The sequence below is a fragment of the uncultured Streptococcus sp. genome (genome assembly GCF_915066115.1).
GTDB lineage: Bacteria > Bacillota > Bacilli > Lactobacillales > Streptococcaceae > Streptococcus.
The window spans coordinates 1-3,953 of record NZ_CAJZDT010000145.1; the positions used below are offsets into that span (position 1 = coordinate 1).

The 3,953-nt window shown below is 39.6% G+C and carries 5 protein-coding genes; 3 read left to right on the forward strand and 2 right to left on the reverse strand.

Annotated features, from left to right (window positions below; translation table 11 throughout):
- Positions 1-34: 34 nt before the first annotated feature.
- On the reverse strand, positions 35-271 hold the full coding sequence (rpsT, locus tag QZ565_RS08460; RefSeq protein ID WP_001274000.1) for a 30S ribosomal protein S20: 237 nt from the start codon (positions 269-271) through the stop codon (positions 35-37).
- Positions 272-338: 67 nt separating this feature from the next.
- A complete protein-coding gene (coaA, locus tag QZ565_RS08465) occupies positions 339-1,259 on the reverse strand; it encodes a type I pantothenate kinase (protein WP_295528191.1) in 921 nt (306 codons plus the stop codon).
- Between the two features lie 200 nt (positions 1,260-1,459).
- On the opposite strand from coaA, the gene QZ565_RS08470 reads away from it, so the two are divergent.
- From QZ565_RS08470 to QZ565_RS08480, 3 genes are all read left to right on the forward strand, one after another.
- The gene (locus QZ565_RS08470; RefSeq protein WP_295528194.1) at positions 1,460-1,864 is read left to right on the forward strand and encodes a hypothetical protein; all 405 of its coding nucleotides are present in this window, start codon (positions 1,460-1,462) and stop codon (positions 1,862-1,864) included.
- Between the two features lie 178 nt (positions 1,865-2,042).
- Complete coding sequence (locus QZ565_RS08475; protein ID WP_080702840.1) at positions 2,043-2,633, forward strand: class I SAM-dependent methyltransferase; 591 nt, start codon at positions 2,043-2,045, stop codon at positions 2,631-2,633.
- A complete protein-coding gene (locus tag QZ565_RS08480) occupies positions 2,630-3,907 on the forward strand; it encodes a pyrimidine-nucleoside phosphorylase (protein ID WP_024057940.1) in 1,278 nt (425 codons plus the stop codon). The genes QZ565_RS08475 and QZ565_RS08480 overlap by 4 nt, the downstream gene beginning before the upstream one ends.
- The last annotated feature ends 46 nt before the right edge of the window (positions 3,908-3,953 follow it).

Genomic DNA, 3,953 nt, shown 5'->3' on the forward strand with positions numbered 1-3,953 from the left:
GGAGGACAAAAAAACAGCCTCTATGGACTGTTTCTTATTTAGCAAGTTTAGCTGAAAGACGAGCTTTATCGCGGCTTGCTTTGTTTTTGTGAATCAAACCTTTAGTTTCTGCTTTATCGATAGCTGAGCTAGCAGCACGGAAAAGTTCTTCAGATGGGTTTGCTTCGAAAGCTTTGATAGCAGTACGCATAGCTGATTTTTGAGCTGAGTTCTTTTCGTTTTGTTTAACGTTCAATTCAGCGCGTTTGATAGCTGATTTAATGTTTGCCAATGTTCTTACCTCCATATTTACTAACTATACCATTATATCTGAAAACTTACATTTTGACAAGGGAAAATTATTTTTTTAAGTAAATTTCATCGATTTCATGGTTTTTTGTTTTATGAAGAATCACTTCTGCACGATTTCTGGTCGGTTCAATATAATTTTGTAAATTTGTGAGATTGATACTGGTCCAGACCTGATGAGCAAAGGATTCTACTTCCCCAATCGGCATTTGAGTAAAGCGATAGTAATAGCTATCAGGGTCGTTTTGGGCTAGGCTCAGCATTTTCAAGAAACGGTCCAGATACCAACTCTCGATGTCATCGACTGCAGCATCAACATAGATGGAAAAGTCAAAGAAGTCAGTGATATAGAGACGCTCGTTTTGTGGATTTTGAAAGACATTTATTCCCTCAACAATGACAAAATCAGCAGCTTTGACGCTTTGCTTTTCCTCAGGTACGATGTCGTAGACTTCATGAGAATAGACAGGAATATCTACATCTTGTCCATTTTTGATGTGGTCCAGGAAGTTGAGAAGAGCTTCCATATCATAGCTTTCAGGAAATCCCTTGCGATTTAAAATCCCTTGTTCAATCAAGGTCTGGTTGGGATAGAGAAAGCCGTCAGTTGTCACCAACTCAACCCTAGCATCTGTAAGGGTACGGGACAGTAGGATTTGAAGTAGGCGACTGGTTGTGGATTTTCCAACAGCAACACTCCCAGAAACCCCAATGATAAAAGGCTGGGCTTTGCTTTCACATTGAAGGAAAATTCCTTTGGAAAAGGCCAAATCATCCTTGGTACGCTTGTAAATCTGGATGAGATGGGCTAGGGGAAGATAGACATCGGTAACATCCTGTAAGCTAATCTGGTCATTAAAACTCTTGATGGATTCTAATTCCTCTTCTGTCAAAGGAGGTGTTGTCTTTCGATGTAAAGATTGCCAAGTCTGGCGACTGATTTTTTCAAAATGTAACAATTCGTTGGTCATTTGTTTTCCCCTAGATATTTTGTTTATCATACCATAAAAAGCTAAAAAAATAAAGCGGTTTCTTGATGATAGTAAGCCAATATCGTATAATAGAGGTAGATAGAGGCTGAACAATTTATTGATGAAGTAGGAGATAGTTTCTACCGATTTATAAGCTTATAAAGGGGGCTTTTTAGTTCACAACTGATAGGAGGTGTACTATGAAAATCTTAAAACGTTACATATTGGAACTCTGTTTTATTTTAAGTTTTGCACTACCTTTTATAAAAGGGGCGAATGCGGATAATGGTAGACGCTTTGTGGAAACCTATTACGGTTTTACTTTTTTGATGGAACATGCTATTGTAACAGCTATTTTTATCTGTTCGCTCTTGATTGCTTGGCTACTCAAAAAACGGTGGACGAAACGGCTTGCTGCTGGAAGTTATGTCTTTTTAGTTCTATGGATTGCTACAGAGGGTTATTTCTTCCGCATGTCACTAGAAGATTTAATCCGACTTTGGACAAGTTTGGAAATTCTGACAAAAACGTATCAGTTGGGCTTTTATCTAAACATCTTGTTGGGAATCTTGTTGGTAATGAAGCATTTGAAGGTAAAGAAATAAAAATGTGCCAGACTATAGACTATGAGATATCTAGTCCTACGTGCTTTGTTATTCGGTTATAAAAGTTAAAAGAGATTGAAGAAAAAGTCTTGTTTACTAGCTTTCTTCAGTCTTTTTCGTTTTATGATCAATTTGTAAACGATTTACAATTTAAGTCAAATTATGGTAAAATAGTTTCATGAGTAAAATGTATTATGCAGAGAATCCTGACGCTGCTCACGACATTCATGAGTTGAGAGTGGACTTGTTGGGAGAAAAAATGACCTTTTTGACGGATGCGGGTGTTTTTAGCAAGAAAATGATTGACTTTGGGAGTCAACTCTTGCTCAAGTGTCTTGAGGTCAACCAAGGAGAAACTGTTCTTGATGTAGGCTGTGGTTACGGACCTTTGGGCTTGTCTTTAGCTAAGGCTTATGGAGTTCAGTCGACCATGGTCGATATCAATAATCGTGCCTTGGATTTGGCGCGACAAAATGCTGAACGAAATAAAATAGAAGCGACGATTTTCCAGTCCAACATCTATGAACAAGTTGAAGGACATTTTGACCATGTCATTTCCAATCCTCCTATCCGTGCAGGCAAGCAAGTGGTTCATGAAATCATTGAGAAAAGTAAAGATTTTTTGGAAACTGGTGGGGATTTAACAATCGTTATTCAGAAGAAACAAGGGGCTCCAAGTGCCAAGTCCAAGATGGAAGATGTGTTTGGTAATTGTGAGATTGTCAAAAAAGATAAGGGATACTATATCCTTAGAAGTGTGAACGAATGAGAGCAGTTGATTTAATCCAAAAGAAACGAGATGGTCAAGAACTGACTTCGAGTGAAATTGAATGGCTAGTTGAAGGCTATGTATCAGGAACTGTTCCTGATTATCAGATGTCTGCCTTTGCTATGGCTGTCTATTTCAAAGGAATGACGACACGAGAAATCTCAGATTTGACTATGAATATGGTTAAGACAGGTCAAGAGTTTGATTTATCAGCTATTGATGGGGTTAAGGTTGACAAGCATTCTACGGGTGGTGTTGGTGATAAGGTAACCTTGATTTTGGCTCCTCTTGTTGCTAGCTTTGGTGTGCCTGTAGCCAAAATGAGTGGTCGTGGTCTTGGCCATACGGGTGGAACAATTGATAAATTGGAGTCCATTAAGGGCTATCAAGTAGAACGTAGTCAAGAGGATTTTATTCGTCAAGTACAGGACATTGGTGTATCTGTCATTGGGCAATCAGACCAGCTGGTCAAAGCGGATAAGCTTCTCTACGCCCTACGTGATGTGACCGCAACTGTTGACACGATTCCTTTGATTGCTAGTTCGGTGATGAGCAAGAAAATTGCGGCAGGGGCGGATGCTATTCTGCTAGACGTGACTGTCGGTGAGGGTGCCTTCATGAAGACGGTTGATGAGGCGCGTGAATTGGCTCAAACCATGGTGGAACTTGGTAAGGCAGTTGGTCGAAAGACGGTAGCAGTCATTACGGATATGAGTCAGCCCTTGGGACGAGCAATTGGAAATCGCCTCGAAATTCTTGAAGCACTGGAGACTTTACAAGGTCAAGGTCGTCAGGATATTACCCATTTTATATGCGAATTGGCTCAAATTATGCTTGGTTTAGCAAATGTAAACAAGACAGTTGAAGAAGTTCACCAACATCTTGAGAATGGTCAAGCGCTGGCTAAGTTTGAGGAAATGGTCCAAGCCCAAGGTGGAGACTTGGAAGACCTCTATCGTCCTGTCAATGTTACCCATGTGGTGGAAATCCCTGCCCAGGAAACGGGTGTCATTTCAGCTCTTCCAGCTATGGAATTTGGGCTTTATGCCATGAGACTGGGAGCTGGTCGTGCAGTCAAGTCTGATGCCTTGGACTATGAGACAGGAATTGTTTTTGAAAAGAAAGTTGGAGATTCCGTTCAAAAGGGAGAAATTGTTGCAAAAGTATACACAAATGGAAAAATTTCTCCTCAGCTAGTTACAGATTTTCAAAAATATGTTAAAATAAATGATAGTGTGCAAAGTTTACGAGAAATCATAGAAATAATCTCATAAACTGCAGGAGAATCCGAATATGAAATTAAATAAATATATCGATCAT